A 21,223-nucleotide genomic window follows, 5' to 3' on the forward strand; every position below is an offset into this window, starting at 1 on the left:
ACATCATGCCCATCGACGCCGTCGTTTTCGATATCGGTCGTGTGCTGATCGACTGGCAGCCCGAAGCCTTCTACGACCACCGCATCGGCCCGGATCGCCGCCGTGCCCTGTTCGCCGAGGTCGATCTCTACGGCATGAACGAGGGCGTCGACCGGGGCGACGATCTCGGGGAAGCGGTCGCGGCGCTGGCGGCGCGTCACCCTGCCTGGGAGGCCGAGATCCGGATGTGGCAGGATGACTGGCTCGAGATGGCCAGCCCGGCCTTCCCGGACGCCGTTGCCGTTCTGAAGGCGGTGAAGGCCGGGGGCCTGCCGGTCTTTGCGCTGACCAATTTCGGCGATGCCACCTATGACATCGCGCGCGCCGCCTATCCGTTCTTCGATCTTTTCGACCGGGCCTATGTCTCGGCCCGGCTGCGGGCGATGAAGCCCGCTCCCCGGATCTACGAGATCCTCGAAACCGACAGCGGTGTCGCGCCCGGGCGGCTGATCTTCACCGATGACAAGGCCGAGAACATCGCCGCGGCCGCTGCCCGGGGCTGGAAGACGCATCTTTTCGAGGGCGCGCGGGGCTGGGCCGCGCGGCTGGTTTCGGAAGGCGTGCTGGATGCCGCCGTTCTGGCCGAGGGGGTGCTGGCCGATGCCTGATACCATCGGCTTCGAAGAGGGGGAGCGGGTCCTGACCTGGCCGGGGCTTTGCGACGCGCTCGCGCGGGGCCATGCCCTGCCCCGGGCCGAAATCGCCGACAGCTTTCTTTATCGCGGAGCGGATACGCTTTTGAACCGTGCGGCCTGGATCGACGGGCTGGGGCTTGCGGTGAAGACGGCCACGATCTTTCCGGGCAACGACGCCCGTGGCATTCCTGCGGTCAATGGCGGGGTCTGTCTTTATTCCGATGCCGATGGCAGGCTTGAGGCCATGGTCGACTTCCATCTGGTGACGAAATGGAAGACCGCGGGCGACAGCCTGCTGGCTGCCACCCGGCTGGCCCGGCACGACAGCCGCCGGATTCTGGTGCTGGGTGCGGGCAATGTGGCGCGGTCTCTGGTCGAGGCCTATCGGAGCGCCTTTCCCGAGGCGGATTTCGCGATCTGGAGCCGCACCGAGGCGCGCGCCCGGCATCTGGCCGGGCGGCTCGGTGCGGCCGTCGCGACCGATCTCGAGGCGGCGGTGCGGGAGGCCGATATCGTGACCTCGGCGACGATGGCGACCGAGCCGCTGATCCGCGGCGACTGGCTGCGGCCGGGCCAGCATATCGATCTGATCGGCGCATTCCGGCCCGACATGCGCGAAGCCGACGACCGGGCGCTGCAACGGGCGCGGGTCTTTGTCGACAGCCGCGAGACCGTGCTGGGGCATATCGGCGAGCTGAAGATCCCGCTGGCCTCGGGGGCGATCGGGCCGGAAGATGTGCTGGCCGATTACTACGATCTGGCTGCGGGCCGGTTCCGGCGCGAGGACAGGGACGAGATTACGCTGTTCAAGAATGGCGGCGGTGCCCATCTCGACCTGATGACGGCGCGGCATATCCTCGACAGCTGGTACGGCGCATGATCTGGGGGCTTCTGACGGCTGTTCTGCTGGTGGCGGCCTGGCCGTTGGCCGAGGCGCTGCGCCGCCCGATCGCGGCGCGCGACGGCTCGGAGGCCCCGGGAGAGTTCTGCTCTCTGCCGGAGGGGCGGACCCATCTTGTGTGGGACGGCCCGGCAGACGGGCCGGTCGCGGTCCTGCTGCACGGGCTGACCATCGGCAGCCATATGCTAGACCGGCTGGCCGGGGGGCTCGCTGCCAGGGGCTACCGCGTGCTGCGCTACGATCTTTACGGGCGGGGCTTTTCCGACCGGCCGCGCGGAGCGCAGGACCGGGCGTTTTTCCTGTCCCAGCTCGAGGCGCTTCTCGAGGCGCGCGGGCTCGGCGGCGATCTGACGCTTGTCGGCTATTCGATGGGCGGCGCGATCCTGACCGCCTTTGCCGCGGCCCATCCCGGCCGGGTGCGGCGACTGGTGCTGTTGGCGCCGGCCGGTCTGGGCCAGACCCCGCCCCGGCTTGCCGATCTGGCGGTGCGGCTGCCCGGGATCGGCGACTGGCTGATGGCGGTGATCGGCGGGGTCGTGCTGCGGCGGATGGCGCGGGCGGCCGACAGGGCCTATGGCCTGCCCGGGACCCTGAGCGCGGCCCAGAGTGCCGAGACCCGGTTTCGCGGCTTCCTGCCTGCGGTGTTGTCGAGCCTGCGACACATGCTGGCCGAGGACCTGTCGGGCGCGCATCGAGCTCTGGCGGAGGCGACCATGCCGGTCCAGGCGATCTGGGGCGGGCAGGACGAGGTCATCGCGCCGGGGGCGCGCGCGCGGCTGGCCGCGCTCAATCCCGGCGCCCGTCAGCTGTTGTTGCCGGAGGCTGGCCATGGCCTGCCGGTCACCCATGTTGCCGCGATCCTGGATGAAATTCCTGCCGCCTGCACGCATTGAGGCGATGCGTTCCGCTTTCCTTCCATGTTGCGGCATTCTAGATCCGGGCCATGAGCGAGACACTGAGAAACCTTTACGATGCGCGCGCGGTCCGTGGCGATCTGCGCCCCGACCCGGCCCAGATCGCGGCGCTGGCGCCGCTCGAGCGGATCCGGCAGGCGCTTGAAAACCCGCCGCCGGCGCCCCGGGGCGGGTTCTTCCGCAAGGCGCCTCCGCCCGAGCCGGTGCGCGGGCTTTATCTCTGGGGCGGCGTCGGGCGTGGCAAGTCGATGCTGATGGATCTGTTCTTCGAGGCGGTCGCGATCGGGGGCAAGCGGCGGGTTCATTTCCACGCCTTCATGCAGGAGGTGCATCGCGGGCTGCATGCGGCGCGGTCCAAGGGGGCGGACGATGCGCTGAAGCCTGTCGCGGCCGGAATCGCCGAGGGCCTGACGCTGCTTTGCTTCGACGAGATGCAGATCGTCGACATCACCGATGCGATGATCGTGGGCCGGCTGTTCGAGCTGCTCTTCGCGGCCGGGGTGACGGTCGTGACTACCTCGAACCGGGTGCCTGCAGAGCTTTACAAGGACGGGCTGCAGCGCGAGCGGTTCCTGCCCTTCATCCGGATGCTGGAAGAGCGGCTGGAGGTCATGGAGCTTGGCTCGGCCACCGATTATCGGCAGAACCGGCTGACCGGGGAAGAAGTCTATTTCACCCCGTCCGACCGGGCCGCACGGGCGCGGATGGCGGCGATCTGGGAGGATTTCACCCATGGCGAGGGTCGGTCCTTGGTACTGCGGGTGCAGGGGCGTCCGGTCGAACTGCCGCTGTTTCATAACGGGGTGGCGCGGGCGACCTTCTGGGATCTTTGCGCAAGGCCGCTGGGGCCTGCCGACTATCTGGCCATAGCGCAGGCGGTGCGGGTCTTGATCCTCGAGGACATCCCGCGGCTGTCGTCGGAGAATTACAACGAGGCGCGGCGCTTCGTGACACTGATCGATGCGCTTTACGAGGGGAAGGTGAGGCTGATCGCCTCGGCAGCGGCGGCGCCCGAGATGCTTTATCTCGAAGGCGAGGGGACCTTCGAGTTCGAGCGAACGGCGAGCCGTCTGCGCGAGATGCAAGGCGCGGACTGGGCGCGCGGCTAAGGGCGGGGCGCGAATTTTCAACGAAAATTCGGGGTCGGGGTCAGCCGTTTTCGCGCAGGACCCGGCCCGCGAGATAAAGAGAGCCGCAGATCAGGATGCGCGCTTCGGGCGTGGCAGCGGCGATCCGGGCGACCGCGTCGGCCACGTCCGCGGCGGTATCGGCCCGGAACCCTGAGGCATCGGCCGCTGCACGGGTCGCCTCGGCGGGCAGGGTGGCGGTTTCGCCCGGGATCGACACGGCCGTCAGGCTGTCGGAAACAGCCGCGAGCGGTTTCAGGAAGCCCGCCACATCCTTGGTGTTCAGCATCCCGCAGACGAGATGCAGCGGCCTTGGTGAAAGCCGCGTCACGGCCTCTGCCAGCGCTTTTCCGGCGGCCGGGTTATGACCTCCGTCGAGCCAAAGCTCGGCCCGGCCCGCGGCGTCGACCAGCGGCCCGTGACGAAGCCGCTGCAGCCGGGCGGGCCAGTCGGCGCGGGTCATCGCGGCCTCGCAGGCGGTCTCGTCCCGGCCGAGCGCGCGCAGCGCGGCCAGCGCGGCCCCCGCATTCGCGACCTGATGCGCCCCGATGAGCCGGGGCATCGGCAGGTCCAGCAAGCCGCGTTCGTCCTGGAAGATCAGCCGCCCGCGTTCCTCCCAGACATGCCAGTGCTGGCCATGGGCGATCAGGGGCGCGCCCAGCCGGGCGGCGCGGGCCTCGATCACCTCCATCGCCGCCTCCTCCTGCGGGCCGACCACGCAGGGCACGCCGCGCTTGAGGATCCCGGCCTTTTCACCGGCGATCTCGGCCAGGGTCTCGCCCAGGTATTGCTGATGGTCGATCGAGACCGGCGCGATCACCGTCAGGCGAGGCGTCTCGATCACGTTGGTCGCGTCGAGCCGCCCGCCGAGGCCCACCTCGAGCAGGCAGTAATCGGCCGCCTCCCGGGCGAAGGCCAGAAGGGCCGCGCAGGTGGTGATCTCGAAATAGGTGATCGGGGCGCCGCCATTGGCGCGCTCGCACTCCTCGAGCACCGCAGCCAGCGCGGCTTCGGCGATCGGCCCGTCTGCCATCCGGACCCGTTCATGGAACCGCGCCAGATGCGGCGAGGTATAGGCCTGTACCCGGGCGCCCCCGGCCTCGAGCCCGGCGCGGATCATCGCCAGAGTCGAGCCCTTGCCGTTGGTGCCCGCGACATGGATGACCGGGGCAAGCCGGCTCTCGGGATGGTCAAGCGCCGCCAGCAGGCGCCAGACCCGGTCCAGGACCAGGTCGATCACCTTGGGATGCAGCGCCATCATCCGCTCGAGGAGGACGTCGCTGGAGGCCGGGGTCACGCTTTTGCGCCTCCGGCCGGAGCGACGGCATCGGGCGGCGCGGGCGCGCGATGCGGCAGATCGGGCTGGGTCTCGGCGCCGCTATCGGCATCGTCCCGCGTGGGCCCGTGCGAGAAGCTGGCAGGCGGCGGCAAATCGGCGATCACAGCGGGCGGCAGCCCCATCAGCATGCGGATGATGGTGACCAGTTCTTCGCGCAGCTTGCCACGCGGCGTCACCCGGTCGAGCATGCCATGCTCGAGCAGGAACTCGGCGCGCTGGAAGCCCTCGGGCAGTTTCTCGCGGATCGTCTGTTCGATCACCCGCGGGCCGGCAAAGCAGATCAGCGCGTTCGGCTCGGCGATCTGCACATCGCCCAGCATGGCATAGGAGGCAGTGACGCCACCGGTGGTGGGATGGGTCAGCACCACGATATAGGGCAGGCCGGCCTCTTTCAGCATCTGCACCGCGACGGTCGTGCGCGGCATCTGCATCAGGCTTAGGATGCCCTCCTGCATCCGCGCGCCGCCCGCGGCCGAGAACAGGATGAAGGGCCGTCCCAGCGCCACGGCGCGCTCGGCCCCCGCGACGATAGCATTGCCGACATACATGCCCATCGACCCGGCCATGAAGCTGAAATCCTGCGCCGCGGCGACGACCGGGGTGCGGCCGATCTCGCCCTCGGCGACCAGCATCGCCTCTTTCTCGCCGGTCATCCGCTGGGCGCCGCGCATCCGGTCGGGATAGCGCTTCTGGTCGCGGAACTGCAGCGGGTCGGCAACCGGCACCGGCACCTCGACCTCGGTGAACACACCGCCATCGAACAGGGTGGTGAAGCGGTCGCGCGGCAGGATCGCCATGTGATGGCCGCAGGAGGTGCAGACATTCAGATTGTCCGACATTTCCCGGTGGAACAGCATCGTTCCGCAGGCATCGCATTTCGACCAAAGGTTCTCGGGCATCTCGCGACGCGAGAAAAGCGAGTTGATCTTGGGCCGGACGTAGTTGTTGATCCAGTTCATCGGGGGCCTCTCGCACGGATGGGCCGTCAGATAAGCCGCGCGGGGCGGAATTGCAATCGCGGGGGCGCGCGGGCTGCCCGGTCAGATCAGCGCGCGCAGCAGCCGCCAGAGCAGCAGGATCGCGATCAGGTCGAGCGCCATGGCCCAGGGCGCGGTCGTGGTATCGGTGACGTCGAAGGGGGTGACGAACAGCGCCAGCCCGGTGATCGTGCCCTTGAGTGAGGTGAACAGAAGCGCGTTGACATTGTTGACGAAATGCCAGCCCATCGCGGTGCCGAGGCTGCCCGAGCGCTCTGTCAGATCGGCCGCGGCCAGGGCGAAGGCGAGGATGCCGATCAGGTTGATCGCGTTGTTCAGCCCCGCCGCCGGGTTGTAATGCAGCGCGGTGAAGATCAGCGCGGGCAGACCCATCCAGACCGCGCGCCAGGCAAAGCGGGCGGCCAGCTGCTGTTGCAGATAGCCGCGGAACAGAAGCTCCTCGGATCCGGTCTGGATCAGGATCAGCACAAGCGCCAGCGGCAGCACCCGCGCCCACGTGGCCGGGTCGAGATTGGCCTCGAGCGGCATCGTCGCAAAGGCCAGCCCGAACAGAAGCGCATAGGCCGGAACCAGCACCTTCAGCGCGCCGAAGAAGCCCCGCGCCCAGTCGCGCGCCGGTCCGAACAGCGAGCCCGGCTCGCGGTAATGAAGCGCGGGCGTCGCGATCAGGACGCCAAGGCCCATGCCGAGAAAGCTGGTCAGCACGAACAGGGTCTGGCCCGGGGTCGCGGGCGCGGCAAGGCCCATGATCCAGCCGAAATAGGCCATCGGCCCAAGCGCGGGATAAGCCGCGACCAGCATGGTCGAGAACACTCCGACATAGACCAGCAGGACCACCAGCAGGCCGACGATCAGGCGCCAGGTTTCGGGATAGAGCCGGGCGGGCTCGATATAGGCCTCGAACAGGGGGGACCGCATCGCTTTCTCTCTCGTCTTTATGTCTTTTCGGTAATTTCTTTTTCGTGAAGGTGGGCGGTGCGTCGGCAATGTCCGCTTCGGGGCTCAAGCTAGTGCCTTGCGGCAGCGGCTTCAACTCAGACCCGCAGCGCCACCCGCGCCGCCAGCCAGGATAGGCCCAGCACGGCGAGATCGACCGCGATCAGCGGCCCGAGCGCCGGGTCGTCGGCGCCGAAGCCGTAAGTGTAAAGCGCAAGCCCCGAGACCGGTCCGGGCAGGGCGAGGATCAGCACGGCCATGGCGTTGTTGACGAAGTGCAGCGCCACCGCCGGGCCCAGCGTCCCGGTCCGCGCGGTCAGATCCGAGGCCGCGACCGAGAAGGCCGCGGCCCAGAGCGCGGCGGGCAGGGCATTGCCGCCCGCGGTGTCGGGGCTGTAATGGGCCAGCGCGAAGAGCAGGGCGGGCAGCCCGATCCAGAGCACGGGGCTTCGGAACCGGGCGGCGAGCTGCTGCTGGAGATAGCCGCGAAACAGCAGCTCTTCGGCGAAGGTCTGGATCGCCAGCGCCGGCAGCGCCAGCGGCAGCAGCGCCAGCCAGGCATCGAAGGGGCGATGCGGGACCGGTTCGTGGCCGGAGGGCAGAACCGCCCAGAGCACCAGGTAAAGCAGCGCCACCGCGCGCAGCACCCGGACGAACTGGCCGATTGCCGCGCCGGGCGGGCCGGTCAGCGACCGGAAGCTGCGGCCCTGCATCAGCTGCGCTGCGACCGCGGTGCCGCAGATCAGGCAGAGGAAGGACGCCAGCAGCCAGAGCGTGTCCGAGGCGGTGGCGGTGGTGACGAAGACCCCGCGGAACGCCGCTTCGGCGATGCCCGGCCCGCGCAGCGCCGAGATCAGCCCGTAGACGGTGTAGGTCAGCCCGATCTGCACCGCCGCGATCACCGCCAGCCCAGCGGCGAGCCGCCACAGGCCAGACTGGCCGCGTGCGGTCGAGACAAGCGTTTCATGCGGGTCGTAACGCATCGGGCGGCCCTTTCCGTCGCGACCCTAGACCGGCCGGAGGCTGTCCTTCAATGGCTTGTCTCGCGGTCTGCCCATCTCTATCCCGGGGCGCAAGCAAGCCGCCGAGGAGATGATGCCAGAGCAGACCCCCGAGATCTTCCGCGAGATCTTCCGCGAGATCCTCCGCCCGCGCCGGACCGTCGCGCGGGCCCTGCGGCGCGGGCTTTGTGCGGCGGTGTTGCTGGCCTTGCCGGGCTGTGTGACCGAGGGCGGCGGCGTGCATCGCACCATCGTGGCCGATGGGCGTGTCGCGATTGTCGCGCCTTACGGCTTCTGCGTCGATGAAAGCGCCAGCCGTGACGACGAGGATGGCGCTTTCGTGCTGTTGGCAAGCTGCGCCGCGCTGACCCGGGGGGCAGAGGCCGCCGTGCCGGCCGAGGACGCGATTCTGACGGTTTCCGTTGCGCCGAGCCCCGGTCCGGGCGGCAGTCCCGAAGATCGCGCCCTGGTGCTGCGCCGCTATTTCGCCTCCGAACTCGGCCGCGCCGTGCTGGCGCGAAGCGGCGACCCTGCCGATGTCGAACTGCTCGGGACGGACACGCGCGGCGCAGTTTTCCTGGTGCATTCCGTAGACCGGGGGCCGGGTCTGGCCGAGGGGCTGCGCCCCGATAGCTGGCGCGCGGTCTTCGAGGCCAACGGGCGGATCGTGACCGCGGCCGCCACCGGCTTCGCGTCGCGTCCGATCGGCGATCAGTCCGCCCGCGCCCTCCTGCAGGATCTGGCCGGGCGCAGCCGTGCCGCAACCGCAAGCCTGCCCGATCCGACGATGGCGCCGTCTGCCGCCTCCGGTGCGGCTCCGGTGCCTGGCGGCCGCAGCGACTAGGGGCGTCCCGGCATCTGGCGGGGCGGATCGGCGATCAATCTGTCCGGCTCTGAAGTCCGGACTTTGCAATGCTACTCGCGGGGAGCGAGACCGCTGAAGGTCTTGAGCCTGCGCGCGAAGCTGTAATCTGCTGCGCGGGGGCGGAGCTGGCGGTTGCTGTCGTCATGGATGCGCCTGGCATTCGGCGGCGAGGCGCGCCACTGGCGCCTCTCCTGATCCGCGTCACCGTTCTTGATTGTGCGGTTCATCCGTTCGACATGGCTGCCGCTCAGGAAAAGCCCCCCGGGCTTCTTCTGATCCTCCAAACACCACGGATGGTTGGGTTCGGGTGGTCGATGCCCGATCCCGTTGGCCTCACAGATCAAGTCGAAGCGCATCCGTCGGGTATAGCCGGTGTTGCGGTTGCGAGCCTGCTCGGCGGATGCCCCTCGCCATTGTCACTCGGAGACAGGCGGGGGCCGATGGGATAGCGCTTGAAGCGCTGCCGTTTTGGCTTGTCGTCCCCGTCCCCGTCCCCGTCCCCGTCCCCGTCCCCGTCCCCGTCCCCGTCCCCGTCCCCGTCCCCGTCCCCGTCCCCGTCCCCGTCCCCGTCCTCGGGCAGGCGCGGGGCTGTCTGCTGCAAGGCATAAGGACGGTCGTCGGGGGGGGCGGCAACATTTGGCGCCGAAAAGCAACGACCATCGCTTCTTCAGCTTCGCCGGGCAGGGTGGAGCGCTGTTCCTGCGGCTCCGTCTGTCCCGTGTTTCCGTCACCTGGCGACCGTCCTCCGATTGATCTCGAACTTCCGGCTCTCGGCCACGGTCGATGCTTGCCATCGGCTCATATTGCGGCTCTGACGGCCTGCGTGATCGTGGCGCAGCCGCGACGAACTTGCCCCATGGGGCTTCCTTCCATCCCCCCCCGAATGGATCGCAGCATCAAACCCTGGGCTCAGACAGCCGGGGGCGCTCCGCAGCGAATCGGCGTTGCGTTAACCTAGCGGAATGAAGCCCGCGACTAGGCTGTCGCAGTCACAACCAGCGAAGTGGACCGATGCCGATATTGCTCAAGCGCGATTCCCTTGCCGACCGTTCTCTTGCCGGCCGTCTGCTGTTCCGGCCAGCCCTGGCCGCCTGGGGCCGGGCCGGGGGCGCCGAACGGCTCGATATCCCCGATCTCGCCGCCTTGCCCGGCCGCGCCTGGCGGTTGCGGCACCGGCGCGACCGGGCAATCCACGGCGCCGATGCGCGGCGCGCGGCCTTCCATGCCGCGGCCGCGACGGCGCGACTGCCGCTCGGGTCCGACTGGGGGTTCCGGCCCGCGCCCTTCGCCGAGCGCGTCACGCCCTGTGCGGCGACCGATATCGGCACCGCGTTTCGGCTCGGGCCGCAGGTCACGTTGCTCCACGATGCCGCCCGGGCCGGGATCGCGTTTCGCCAGGTCGCCAACAGCCATGGCGGGGAGGGTGCCCCCTTCGGCCTGGCACTGGAGGTATCCGGTTTCGACGGCGGCTTTCTTTCGGTCGTGTTCGAACTGCCGTCGCATTCGGTCGAGGGGCTTGGGCGGCATCATCTGATCCGGCTGGATGCCGCGCTTGAAACCGAGGCGCCGGTCGATGTCTTCGCCCGTATCAGCATCCGCCATGGACCCAACCTCGCCCAGCTGGTGCGCGCGGTGCCGCCGGACGCAGGCCGGATCGCGCTGGATTTCGATCTTGCCGCCAGCGACCTGCACGGCCATCGCGCCGACAGGATGTGGCTTGATCTGCTCTTCGACGGGCCCGGTATGAACCGCATCCTGTTGTCCGACATCGTGCTGAGCCGCCGCCCTCGGGCCGAGGCGTGAAACCGCCCGGAGAGCGGTTGCAGGCCGGGTTGCGGGGATCCGTCGCCCGGGGGACCGCCGCCTTGGCCTGAGCCGCCGCATCGCGGCCCGGTTCTGCCGGGCGCATGTCGGACCCGGACCGTCCCGGATGAGGCCGACAGCCCTTGTCGTTTATCGGTGCCGGTCATGCCCGGAGCTCGGCGCGGACAGGGGCCGCAGCATTAGACCCTGGCAGCGGTCCCGGACCTGCACAGGGCGCGATCTCTGCAGGGTGGGGGATAGGTGCGCGCGGCTCGACCGGATGCGGGCGGGGATAGGGCCGCTCGGAGGGATCTTCCGTGATCGATGCCGTGCCGGGGTGCAGCGGCCCGGGTTCCTCCCGCTCGAATGGCCGAAGCCTGCCTGAAGGGCCGGACCGTCGAGAGGCCCGGCCCCCCGCGCCGGGCTGTCGCGTTGCCATGACGCGGCCTTGCGGGACCCTTCTCCGCGGGCGCGTGGGCTTTTCGCTTCGGCAACACACGGCCTTTCAGCGCGCCGCGAGATGTTGGCGCGCTGGTTCCGTTTCGCGTGGGAAGGCGCGCGGCGCTAGAGGGGAGACCGCCGCTCGCCTGCCGGGATCGACAGGGCTAGAATGATGCGGGTGCGGCTTGGGCAGGGGTCCTCCCGCGCCCGGCCGGCCTTACGTCGCGTCCCCGGTGACAGCGGTCCTGCGGCGCGACAGGCTGCGTTCTGGCGGTGGCACGGGACAGCTTCGCGACAGGCCCGCAGAAGGCCCGGAAAGACGGCCCGCGACAGGCTTTGGGGAGGACCGAGGACATGACCGACTATCCGCATCTTCTTGCGCCGCTCGATCTCGGATGCGCGACCTTGCCGAACCGGGTGCTGATGGGGTCCATGCATACCGGGCTCGAAGAGCGCGGCGACTGGGACCGGGTGGCCGAATTCTACGGGCTGCGGGCGCGGGGCGGCGTCGGGCTGATCGTGACCGGCGGCATGGCGCCGAACCCCGAGGGGGGCGTGTTTCCGGGCGCGGCCGGGCTTTATTCGCCCGGCGACATCGCCAGTCACCGCCGGGTGACGGACCGCGTCCATGCCGAGGGCGGGCGGATCGCGATGCAGATCCTGCATGCCGGGCGCTATGCCTACAGCCCCGATTGCGTCGCGCCGAGCGCGCTCAAATCGCCGATCTCGCCCTTTCCGCCGAAGGCGCTCGATGCGGCGGGCATCGAGAAGCAGATCGCCGATATCGCCACCGCCGCCGCCCGTGCCCGCGAGGCGGGCTATGACGGCGTCGAGGTGATGGGCTCGGAAGGTTATTTCCTGAACCAGTTCCTCGTGCGCCGCACCAATCGCCGCGAGGATGGCTGGGGCGGCAGCTACGAGAACCGGATGCGCCTGCCGCTGGAGGTCGTGGCCCGGGTCCGGGCCGCGGTCGGCGCCGATTTCATACTGATCTACCGGCTGTCGATGATCGATCTCGTGCCCGATGGCTCCAGTTTCGACGAGGTGGTCGAGCTGGCGCAGCGGGTCGAGGCGGCGGGCGCCACGATTCTCAATACCGGCATCGGCTGGCACGAGGCGCGGGTGCCGACCATCGCGACCTCGGTGCCGCGCGCGGGGTTCGCCTGGGTCACGCAAAAGCTGATGGGCAAGGTCGGTATCCCGGTCGTGACTTCGAACCGGATCAACAGCCCCGGGACGGCCGAGCGCCTGCTGGCCGAGGGCGCGGCCGACATGGTGTCGATGGCGCGCCCGTTGCTTGCCGACCCCGATTTCGTGGTCAAGGCGCGGACGGGACGAGCCCGCGAGATCGCGCCCTGCATCGCCTGCAACCAGGCCTGTCTCGACCATACTTTCAGCGGCAAGGTCTCGACCTGCCTCGTCAATCCGCGGGCCTGTTTCGAGACGGAACTGCGCTACGATCCTGCCCGGACTCCGCGCCGCATCGCGGTGGTGGGCGCGGGGCCTGCGGGGCTGTCGGCGGCGCTGGTCGCGGCCGGACGCGGCCATGCGGTGACACTCTATGACAGGGCCGGGGCGCTGGGCGGGCAGCTCAACATGGCGCGGCGCATTCCCGGCAAGGAAGAGTTCGACGGGCTGGTCGACTGGTTCGCGACCATGGTCGCGCGGCAAGGCATCGCGCTGAAGCTGGGCACGGCCCCCGGCCCCGAGGACCTGCGGAACTTCGACGCGGTGGTGCTGGCGACCGGCGTTTCGCCGCGCGATCCGGGCATCGAGGGTCAGGATTTGCCGCATGTCCTGTCCTATGTCGATCTGCTGGCGGGCGGGGCCGAGGCCGGGGCCCGCGTCGCGGTGGTCGGCGCGGGCGGCATCGGCTTCGACGTTGCCGAATATCTGGTGACGGGCGAAAGTCCGACCTGCGATCCCGCGCTCTGGCGCGCCGAATGGGGTGTGGCCGATCCGGCCCTCCATCGCGGCGGGCTTGCGCCCGAAGGCCCCCGGCCCGCGCCGCCGCGCCGCGTGGTCACGCTGTTGCAGCGCAAGGCCGAGAAGCCGGGGCGTCGGCTGGGCAAGACCACGGGCTGGATTCACCGTGCCGCGCTGGCGATGAAGGGGGTGACGATGCTGTCGGGCGTCACCTACGAGCGGATCACCTCCGAGGGCATCGAGATCAGCCTCGGCCCCGAACGGCGCGAGCGGCGGCTGGTGGCGGCCGATACCGTGGTGCTTTGCGCCGGACAGGAGCCCGAGCGTGGCCTTGCGTCGGCACTCGGGGCGGCGGGCATCGCGCATCATGTGATCGGGGGTGCGGATGTGGCGGCCGAGCTTGACGCCAAGCGGGCCATCGACCAGGGCGCGCGGCTTGCCGCCACGCTCTGATCAGGGCCCGGGCGCCTGTTTCCATTGGGATGACGATTCGGTCTGTTATCAAAGTATTGTCTGGGGCCTTCCCCAATCCTGCCCTATTCCGGCGGCAACTTGCGAAACGGTGGTGAGAGGGGCCCGCGAGCAAGGAAGAAAGCATGGACAGACTGACCGAGATGGAGGCCTTTGCCACCGTCGTGGATCAAGGCGGCTTTACCGATGCCGCCAGGAAGATGGGCATTTCGAAATCGGCCGTCTCCAAGCATGTCTCGTCGCTCGAGGCGCGGCTGGGCGCGCGGCTTCTGAACCGCACTACCCGGCGCGTCAGCCCGACCGAGATCGGTCTCGCCTATTACGACCGCGCGCGGCGGGTGCTGAACGATGCGGGCGAGGCCGATGCGCTGGTCTCGGCGATGCAATCGGCGCCCTCGGGGCTCTTGCGCATTTCGGTCGCGACCGATTTCGGGGTCAATCACCTGTCGCCGCTATTGGGCGCGTTCCTGCATGAATATCCCGACATCACCGTCAACATGGTGCTCAACAACCGCTTCGTCGAGCTGATCTCGGAAGGCTTCGACATGGCGATCCGGGTGGGCGAGCTGGAAGACAGCACGCTGCGCGCCCGCAAGCTGGCCGATACCACCAGGCGGATGATCGGCGCACCCGCCTATTTCGAGAAATTCGGCCGTCCGCAGAAGATCGACGATCTGAACGAACACAAGCTCCTGCATTATTCCAACCAGGCCAGCGGCAATGTCTGGAAGATCACCGCGCCTTCGGGCGAAAAGCGGCAGGTGCGCACGGCGGGCTGGCTGACGGTGAATGACGGCCAGTCGCTGCTGAATGCCGCCATTTCCGGGCTCGGCATCGCCTATCTGCCGAGCTTCCTGTTCCGGGACGCGCTGGAAAAGGGGCTGGTCGAGGAGGCGATCCCGGGCCTGCCGCTGGAACGGCTGGGCATCTATGCGGTCTATCCGCCGGGACGGTTCACCCAGCCCAAGGTGCGCGCCTTCATCGACTTCCTGCTGACGCATTTCCAAGGCGACGACATCATGATCTGAGCCGGGCCCGGAGGCCCGCTCCCACCGGCGTTTCCGGCCTTATCGGGGCGTGTCGAGCACCGCCTCGACGCGGCGGTTCTCGGTCCGGCCCCGGTCGGTCGCGTTGCTGGCAAGCGGGGCCAGAAAGCCCACGCCCTCGGCCGCCACCTGCGCGGCCGGAATGCCCAGCCTGCCCACGAGATGGTCGCGCACCGCTTCGGCCCGTTTCCTCGACAGTGCGATATTGCCGGCCAGTCCCCCCTGGGTGTCGGTATGGCCGACCAGCACGACCTTGCTGCCGGGATGGGCGCGCAGATAGTCGGCGAGGGCCTCAAGCGCGGGGAAGGGGCCGGTGCCGAGGGTCGTCTCGGCTGTCGCGAAGTCGATCCCGGCCAGCACCGCATGCCCGTCCCGGGCGAGACGCTCGGCAAGCCCCGCCTCGTCCTCGGCGGGGGTGTCCTGCCCGTTCCCGGCCTCGATGCCCAGAGGGGCGTCCGCTTCGGGCGATTTGGTCGACTGTACCGCGGGCGCGGGCTCGGCCCGGCCGACCCGGGTGATCTGCACGAAGGCGCGCTCTTCGGAGCGGCTGACCATCAGCGTGACGTGATCGGTGCCGTCGGGCCGGGTCTTTTCGGCGGCGAGAAAGCGGAAATCGCCCAGATCCACATGCATGGCGGGCTCTGGCAGGGTGTCGGTGGCAAAGCGGAACTCGAACCCGCCGCAGCCCGCTGCCGCGCATTGGAAGGCGATCCGGTAGCCGCCCGCGATCAGTTCGGCCTTGAGCGGCTCGATCACCTGCAGCGTGCTCCGCCCCTCGAGCGGCGCCTGCCAGACCAGCCGCCGGATCGCGCCCTCGGCCCGTTCGCTCGGCACGATCCGGCCGTCATAGGGGCCGGTCGGAATGCGCAGGCTCGACGCGGCCTCGGTTTCATCGGCCACGACGGTCGCCGTCTCGGGCAGTTGCGGCACCATCGCCCCGGCGAGCCCCGGCCAGAGCAGCGCCAGCGCCAGCAGCCGGGGTCCGGCCCTCATCTATGCGACCCGTGATAGTCGGGGTTCGGCTCCATCCCCGAGGCCGAGGCGACGCGGTTGGTCATGTTGAAGAACCCGGTCACGGCGGCGATGTCCCAGATCTCGCGCTCGGAAAAGCCCGCCTCGCGCAGCGCCTGGCGGTCGGGCTCCTCGATCCGGTGGCTGGCCTCGGTCAGCTTCGCCGCGAAATCAAGCATCGCGCGCTGGCGCGGCTCGAGCTGCGCGACCCGGTAATTCATTACCAGCGCCTCGCCCAGCGCCGGATCGCCCGACAGCGCGCGCACAGCGGCGCCATGGGCGACCTGGCAATACCAGCAGCGGTTGATCGACGAGACCACGACCGCGATCATCTCGCGCTCGAGCCTCGACAGCCCGCTCTCGCCCAGCATCAGGTCGTTATACATCGCCGTGAAGGCGTTCAGCTTGCCGATATCGAAGGCATAGGCCGCCAGCACATTCGGCAGCAGCCCGAGCCGTTCGGCACAGAGGTCGAAATATTTCTGCGTCTCGGGCGGCAACGGGTCGACCATCGGCAGATCGAGCGCCGTCGGGCGCGGCATGTCATGGGTCACTGCTCAGGCCTTTTGCGGCGCAATCATTCGGTAATGATACTGTCCCACATTGGTCATGTTCAGGGAAGCATAGAGCGCAAGTGCCGCGTGATTGTCTTCTGTGACCAGCACGTTAAGCGTGCTGGCGCCGTGATCTAGGGCCCATTGGGCGGCGGCCCGCATCATGTTGACGGCGGTTCCTTGCCGACGATGCCCGGGCGAGACCGCGACCGCATGCACGAAGGCCATGTCGCGCTCCAGCGCCACGAAGGCGGTGCCCGCGGCGCGGTCCTTGCGGCGGCCCAGCACGGCGGTTTTCGGCCCCTGCACGCGGTCCATCACCGCCATCCGCGCCGGGCCGATGCCGTTCTCGGCCCAGAGCTCGGTCATGATCGCGAGCGGCTTCCAGACCGTGAAGGCCGCAAGCGGCGGGGGCGGCTCGGCGGCGATGGCGGCGGCCGACCCCGACAGGATCTTCACCGGATCGACCCTGAGATAGCCGCGCGCGTCCAGCGCGGCGTCCAGCGCGTCCTCTCCCGGTTTCACCATGAAAAGCGGCGTCTGGCCAAGCCCGACCATGCCGGTCTCGGCCTCGGGGATCGCCTCGGGGGTGAAGGCGCCCTCGAGCGTCGCGGCCGAGACCCGCTTGCCGCCGCCCTGTCCGTCGCGCAGGCACCAGGGCCCGGTCATGTGACGGAAGGCCGGCGGCCAGGTCGTCTCCTGGCCCGCGAACAGCCGGTCGGCCGTCACGCCATCGTCTCGGGAAAGAGCTCGCAAAGCGCGGCCATGGCAGCGTCGATCCGGCGGGCCTCGGTGCCGCGCACGACGATATTGGTGCCGTAGACGCCGTCGCGGCTGAACGGGTAGGACCCGATCGAAAGCTCGGGAAAGCGCCCGGCCAGCCCGCGCAGCTCGCCCGCGATATCGCCCTCGGGCCGCTCGACGCAAAGCGTCTGCGACATCAGCGGATCACCCCCCGCCAGCCGGGGCAGCACCACGGCCACCATCGCCTGGAACACGCTAGGCACCCCGGCCATGACATGCACATTGTCGAGCACGAAGCCGGGAGCGGCCGAGATCGGGTTCTCGATCAGAGTGGCGCCGTCCGGGATGCGCACCATGCGAAGCCGCGCCTCGTTCAGATCGCGCCCCATCCGCGCGCAGTAATCGGCGAGAATCGCGCGGGCATCCTCGCGCACCCCGATGCCGACGCCGAAGGCCGCCGCCACCGCATCGGCGGTGATGTCGTCATGGGTCGGTCCGATCCCGCCCGAGGTGAAGACGATGTCGTAATCGGTCCGAAGCGCGTTCAGCGCGGCCACGATCCGGTCCTGCCGGTCGGGAACGATCCGGACCTCGGACAGCCGGATGCCGTGCTTGATGGCTTCGCCGGCGAGGTAATGCATGTTGGCATCGCGGGTGCGCCCCGCCAGGATCTCGTCGCCGATCACCAGCATTGCCGCGGTGGGATTGCTCATGGCTCTCTCCTTGCCCGGATTGTCCTGTCCCCGGACAGGGTATAGGAGCCTGCCTGCGGCTTTCAAAGCCCTCTCATGCGTCCGGCGGCGGGGGGCTGGCCGCGCGTCCCTTCGCCCTCTGGCCTTTGCCGGGCTTGGGGCGTATCTCTGGGCCAGACCATGAAGGAGTGGGCATTGGACGAGAAGACCCGCGGCAGGCGGACGAAAGACAATATTCGCATCTACGACCCCGAGGATTTCGCCGGCATGCATGCCGCCGGACGTGTCGCGGCCGAGATCCTCGACGAGATCGCGCCTCTGGTCTTCCCCGGCCAGACAACGGCCGAGATCGACCGCGTCATCACCGATCTGGTCGAGGCCAAGGGCGCAGTGTCCGCCACCATCGGCTACAAGGGCTACAAGCATGCCAGCTGCATCTCGGTGAACCATGTGGTCTGCCACGGGATCCCGGGACCCAAGGTGCTGAAGGATGGCGACATCCTCAATGTCGACGTGACGGTGATCGTCGATGGCTGGTATGGCGATACCAGCCGGATGTATGTGGCGGGCAAGCTCTCGCGCAAGGCCGAGCGGCTGATCCAGGTCACGCATGATTCGCTGTTCAAGGGGATCGAGGCGGTCCGGCCCGGCAACACCTTCGGCGATATCGGCGCGGCCATCCAGTCCTTCGTGGAATCCCACCGCATGAGCGTGGTGCGCGATTTCTGCGGCCATGGGCTGGGCCGGGTGTTCCACGCACCGCCGAACGTGCTGCATTACGCGCCGTTCCGGCTGAACGAGGAGGGCCGGAAGATCACGATCTCGGGCAACCCGACCCGCGACCCGACCCCGGTTCTCGAAGAGGGCATGTTCTTCACCATCGAGCCGATGGTCAATCTGGGCCGCCCCGAGACCAAGATCCTCGCCGATGACTGGACCGCCGTGACCCGCGACAAGTCGCTCTCGGCCCAGTTCGAGCATTCGATCGGTGTCACCGCCGATGGCTGCGAGATCTTCACGCTCTCGCCGGGCGGGCTGTTCCACCCTACCTTCGGCTGAGCCGCCCCCTTCCGGGGCGCGGCGCGGCGCACCACAACCCCGGAACATCTGCTGCCGGAAGGGCGGCGAGGGAGGCGGATCATGATCGAACTCTTCGCACGTCTGACGCCGATGCGCTGGATTGTCGGCATCGCGGCGCTTCTGGCGATCGCGGTTTCTGTCTGGCAGCTCGAGGCCGAACGCCGGGGCGTGGTCATCGCGCCGGTCCCGGGCACCGGGACGACGCCCGCCACGGTCTATCGGCTGAAGGACGCCCCGCCCGCCCCGGTGGTGATCGTCTCGCATGGCTTCGCCGGATCGCGCCAGCTGATGCAGGCCTGGTCGCTGACGCTGGCGCGTGCGGGCTATGCCGCGGTTGCCTTCGATTACGAGGGGCATGGCCGCAACCCGGTGCCGATGTCGGGCGATCTCGACAGTCCCGAGGGCACGGCGCTTCTGCTGATGGCCGAGACCCGGCGGGTGACCGATGCCGCGCTGGCCCGGCCCTGGGCCGACGGGCGGGTCGCGATCCTCGGCCATTCCATGGGCAGCTATATCGCTGTCCGCGAGGCGCGCGAGGACCCGCGCATTGCCGCCACGATCGGGATCGCGGCGGCGAATGACTCGATCACCGCGACCGAGCCGCCGAACCTGCTGATGATCAATGGTGAATGGGAAACCCGGCTGGCCGACGCCCCGCTCGAGGCGCTGCGACTGGCCGATCCTTCGGCGCAGCTGGGCGAAACCCTGGGCGACCCGGCGAAGGGCACCGGGCGGCGGGCGCTGCTGGCGCCGGATGTCGAGCATATCGGCGTGATCTGGTCGCCGACGGCGCTTCGCGAGACGCGGGCCTGGCTCGACGCCACCTTCGGGCGGACAAGCGGCGGGCCGGTGGTCGGGATCGGCGGCTGGATCGCGCTTCTGCTCGTTGGCATCGTGGCGCTGGCCTGGCCTCTGGCGCGGATGCGCGGCCAGACCGGGGCGCCCCGGCCCGCGCCGCTGCCACGCGGCCGCTTCCTGATCGTGGCGCTGCTTCCGGCGGTGGCGGTGCCGCTGATCCTGGCGCCGTTCCGGACCCAGTTCCTGCCGGTGCTGGTGGCCGATTACCTCGCCGTCCATTTCGCGCTTTACGGCGCGATGGTGCTGGCGCTTCTGGCCTGGTGGGGCGAACTGCGCTGGGCGGGCTGGCGTGAGACCGGCCGGATCCTGGCGCTGGCGGCGCTGGTGGCGCTTTACACCATCGGGGTCTTCGGCTTCGCCATGGATCGCTACGTGACCTCGTTCTACCCGATCCCGATCCGCGGCCTCATCATCGCGGCGATGGCGGTGGGGGCGGTGCCCTACATGCTGTCGGACGCGCTGATGGTCGAAGGCGGCCGCGCGCCGGCCTGGCGCAGCCTTGTGTCGCGCGGCGCCTTCCTGGTCTCGCTCGGGATCGCCACCGCGCTCGACTTCCACAGGCTGTTCTTCCTGTTGCTGATCCTGCCGATCATCCTGATCTTCTATCTGCTCTTCGGCACCATGGGCGGCTGGATCGGCCGCGCCACCAACCGGCCCGCGGGCGTCGGACTGGGGCTTGGACTGTTCCTGGCATGGGCGCTGGGCGTGACCTTCCCGATGTTCCAGGCGGTCTGATCCGGCCGTATCGCGGGACGGAGAGCGTGCCGGGGGTATTTTTACCAAGAAGAAGAGACGTTCGTGCTTCTTCCTGGCTCAAATACCCATGACGCAACAGCTGTCACGGGGCGCGGACCCCGGAGCGGCTCAGCCCCGCATCAGCCGGATCGCGGCGAGCCCGGCATCGGACAGATCGAGCAGCCGTGCGAAATAATGCTCGCGTGCGGCGAAGCCGCGGCGGCCGCTGCCGGTGAAGGCATCCTCCATCGCGTCGATCAGCCGTGTGAGGCGGCGCTGATGCATTCCCAGTGCGACCTGCGCCGGGTCGGCGATGACCCCCGCGAAGGCTGCCACCAGCGCGCCGAGCCCGATCAGCGGCAGCGTGATCGTCAGGGTCATCCAGGCGGGCGCGGCGGTGGGGAAGATCCCGTACCAGGCGGTGCCGAGAAGCCCGCCCAGCGGAAAGGCGGCGATCGCCGCCTGATGCGCGACGATGGCGGCAAGCCCGGGCGCGAAGGAGACCATGCCCGGTGTCAGCGACTGGAAGGCGAGCGCGCCCGCGCCCATCGTGCCGAAGGCCGTGGTCATTTCGGCCACGGCCGAGCGGGTCCCGCCATAATCGCCCAAAGCGCGGGCGCTGAGCGCGGGGGCATCGCTGCGGGCCTCGACCAGGGCCGCGAGATCGGGATGGGTAAGGATCGCGCGGGCCAGCGCGTCCTTGCCGCTGGTGCCGCCGGGGCCCTCCCAGGGCAGTTCGAGCAGATCCACCACCACGGCGCGTTCGGCCGCGGTGGCAACATCGGTCGGCAGCAGGATCCGGCGCGCGCGCAGCCAGGCGGCAAGCCTGGGTGCGCGGCTTCCTGCGGCGGCCGCGGCGGCAAGCCGGGTCAGGATCAGCACCGGCGAGAGCAGCACGTTGACCGGTGCCTTCAGCACATCCCAGCCAAGCGCGTGGCGGTGCAGCGCGAGCGTGCCCGCCAGACCGAACCGGCGGCGGGCAAAGTCGTGCACGCGGGCGCGCCGCGCCGCGAAATAGCTGCGGGCGGCCTCGACAAGCGCGGCATCGGCATCGCGGGACAAAGCGTCGGTCATGGCCGATCAGATGGGGCGAAACGATCCGTTCGG

20 protein-coding genes are annotated in these 21,223 nt (G+C 69.2%); 10 read left to right on the top strand and 10 right to left on the bottom strand.

From position 1 onward, the window contains the following. The first annotated feature begins 5 nt into the window (after positions 1-5). From B5V46_RS00995 to zapE, 4 genes are read left to right on the top strand one after another with little or no spacing between them, the layout of a single operon-like run. On the top strand, positions 6-647 hold the full coding sequence (locus B5V46_RS00995) for an HAD-IA family hydrolase (RefSeq protein WP_080614859.1): 642 nt from the start codon (positions 6-8) through the stop codon (positions 645-647). Beyond that, positions 640-1,554 carry an ornithine cyclodeaminase family protein gene (locus B5V46_RS01000; RefSeq protein ID WP_080614860.1) on the top strand — a complete coding sequence of 305 codons (915 nt, stop codon included), beginning with the start codon at positions 640-642 and terminating at the stop codon, positions 1,552-1,554. The genes B5V46_RS00995 and B5V46_RS01000 overlap by 8 nt, the downstream gene beginning before the upstream one ends. Next, positions 1,551-2,468: an alpha/beta fold hydrolase gene (locus B5V46_RS01005; protein WP_080614861.1), complete on the top strand. Its 918-nt coding sequence runs from the start codon at positions 1,551-1,553 to the stop codon at positions 2,466-2,468. Before B5V46_RS01000 ends, B5V46_RS01005 begins: the two co-directional genes overlap by 4 nt. Before the next feature lie 50 nt (positions 2,469-2,518). Next, on the top strand, positions 2,519-3,598 hold the full coding sequence (gene zapE / locus B5V46_RS01010; protein WP_080614862.1) for a cell division protein ZapE: 1,080 nt from the start codon (positions 2,519-2,521) through the stop codon (positions 3,596-3,598). Between the two features lie 40 nt (positions 3,599-3,638). Here zapE and B5V46_RS01015 read toward each other — a convergent pair whose 3' ends face one another. The 4 genes from B5V46_RS01015 to B5V46_RS01030 all read right to left on the bottom strand — a co-directional run bounded on the left by B5V46_RS01015 (position 3,639) and on the right by B5V46_RS01030 (position 7,872). Further along, positions 3,639-4,877, bottom strand: coding sequence for a folylpolyglutamate synthase/dihydrofolate synthase family protein (locus tag B5V46_RS01015; RefSeq protein WP_369822850.1), 1,239 nt, complete (start codon positions 4,875-4,877; stop codon positions 3,639-3,641). Positions 4,878-4,909: 32 nt separating this feature from the next. Continuing rightward, complete coding sequence (gene accD, locus B5V46_RS01020; RefSeq protein ID WP_080614864.1) at positions 4,910-5,914, bottom strand: acetyl-CoA carboxylase, carboxyltransferase subunit beta; 1,005 nt, start codon at positions 5,912-5,914, stop codon at positions 4,910-4,912. An 81-nt stretch (positions 5,915-5,995) separates the two neighbouring features. Continuing rightward, entirely contained in the window at positions 5,996-6,871 is an 876-nt protein-coding gene (locus B5V46_RS01025) for a CPBP family intramembrane glutamic endopeptidase (RefSeq protein ID WP_080614865.1), read from the bottom strand. A gap of 116 nt (positions 6,872-6,987) precedes the next feature. Continuing rightward, the gene (locus B5V46_RS01030; protein ID WP_080614866.1) at positions 6,988-7,872 is read right to left on the bottom strand and encodes a CPBP family intramembrane glutamic endopeptidase; all 885 of its coding nucleotides are present in this window, start codon (positions 7,870-7,872) and stop codon (positions 6,988-6,990) included. Between the two features lie 109 nt (positions 7,873-7,981). Here B5V46_RS01030 and B5V46_RS01035 point away from each other — a divergent pair, with 109 nt between their 5' ends. Further along, on the top strand, positions 7,982-8,734 hold the full coding sequence (locus B5V46_RS01035) for a hypothetical protein (protein WP_080614867.1): 753 nt from the start codon (positions 7,982-7,984) through the stop codon (positions 8,732-8,734). A gap of 71 nt (positions 8,735-8,805) precedes the next feature. On the opposite strand, the gene B5V46_RS01040 is transcribed toward B5V46_RS01035, so the two are convergent. Continuing rightward, positions 8,806-9,039, bottom strand: coding sequence for a hypothetical protein (locus B5V46_RS01040; protein ID WP_080614868.1), 234 nt, complete (start codon positions 9,037-9,039; stop codon positions 8,806-8,808). 727 nt (positions 9,040-9,766) lie between these two features. On the opposite strand from B5V46_RS01040, the gene B5V46_RS01050 reads away from it, so the two are divergent. The 3 genes from B5V46_RS01050 to B5V46_RS01060 all read left to right on the top strand — a co-directional run bounded on the left by B5V46_RS01050 (position 9,767) and on the right by B5V46_RS01060 (position 14,424). Next, positions 9,767-10,558: a DUF6478 family protein gene (locus tag B5V46_RS01050; protein ID WP_080614870.1), complete on the top strand. Its 792-nt coding sequence runs from the start codon at positions 9,767-9,769 to the stop codon at positions 10,556-10,558. A gap of 795 nt (positions 10,559-11,353) precedes the next feature. Beyond that, positions 11,354-13,378: an NADPH-dependent 2,4-dienoyl-CoA reductase gene (locus B5V46_RS01055; protein WP_080614871.1), complete on the top strand. Its 2,025-nt coding sequence runs from the start codon at positions 11,354-11,356 to the stop codon at positions 13,376-13,378. Positions 13,379-13,521: 143 nt separating this feature from the next. Further along, the gene (locus B5V46_RS01060; RefSeq protein WP_080614872.1) at positions 13,522-14,424 is read left to right on the top strand and encodes a LysR family transcriptional regulator; all 903 of its coding nucleotides are present in this window, start codon (positions 13,522-13,524) and stop codon (positions 14,422-14,424) included. A gap of 39 nt (positions 14,425-14,463) precedes the next feature. Here the strand turns inward: B5V46_RS01060 and B5V46_RS01065 are convergent, their stop codons facing one another. Genes B5V46_RS01065 through B5V46_RS01080 form a run of 4 tightly spaced genes read right to left on the bottom strand, consistent with a single transcriptional unit; the run spans position 14,464 to position 17,464 of the window. Next, entirely contained in the window at positions 14,464-15,435 is a 972-nt protein-coding gene (locus B5V46_RS01065; protein ID WP_080614873.1) for an OmpA family protein, read from the bottom strand. Next, positions 15,432-15,995, bottom strand: a complete 564-nt coding sequence (locus B5V46_RS01070; RefSeq protein ID WP_080614874.1) for a peroxidase-related enzyme — start codon at positions 15,993-15,995, stop codon at positions 15,432-15,434. The genes B5V46_RS01065 and B5V46_RS01070 overlap by 4 nt, the downstream gene beginning before the upstream one ends. A gap of 15 nt (positions 15,996-16,010) precedes the next feature. After that, entirely contained in the window at positions 16,011-16,736 is a 726-nt protein-coding gene (locus B5V46_RS01075) for an N-acetyltransferase (RefSeq protein ID WP_231119185.1), read from the bottom strand. Continuing rightward, a complete protein-coding gene (locus tag B5V46_RS01080) occupies positions 16,733-17,464 on the bottom strand; it encodes a molybdopterin-binding protein (protein ID WP_080614875.1) in 732 nt (243 codons plus the stop codon). The genes B5V46_RS01075 and B5V46_RS01080 overlap by 4 nt, the downstream gene beginning before the upstream one ends. 174 nt (positions 17,465-17,638) lie before the next feature. Between B5V46_RS01080 and map the strand changes: the two genes are divergently transcribed. Beyond that, positions 17,639-18,502, top strand: coding sequence for a type I methionyl aminopeptidase (gene map / locus B5V46_RS01085; RefSeq protein WP_155773878.1), 864 nt, complete (start codon positions 17,639-17,641; stop codon positions 18,500-18,502). An 81-nt stretch (positions 18,503-18,583) separates the two neighbouring features. Beyond that, positions 18,584-20,116 (top strand): dienelactone hydrolase family protein, encoded by a 1,533-nt coding sequence (locus B5V46_RS01090; protein ID WP_080614877.1) that lies wholly within the window; start codon positions 18,584-18,586, stop codon positions 20,114-20,116. Positions 20,117-20,245: 129 nt separating this feature from the next. Here the strand turns inward: B5V46_RS01090 and B5V46_RS01095 are convergent, their stop codons facing one another. Then, on the bottom strand, positions 20,246-21,190 hold the full coding sequence (locus B5V46_RS01095) for a DUF6635 family protein (protein ID WP_080614878.1): 945 nt from the start codon (positions 21,188-21,190) through the stop codon (positions 20,246-20,248). Positions 21,191-21,223: the final 33 nt, after the last annotated feature.

The sequence above is a fragment of the Rhodovulum sp. MB263 genome, from assembly GCF_002073975.1.
In the GTDB taxonomy this organism is placed as follows: Bacteria; Pseudomonadota; Alphaproteobacteria; order Rhodobacterales; family Rhodobacteraceae; genus Rhodovulum.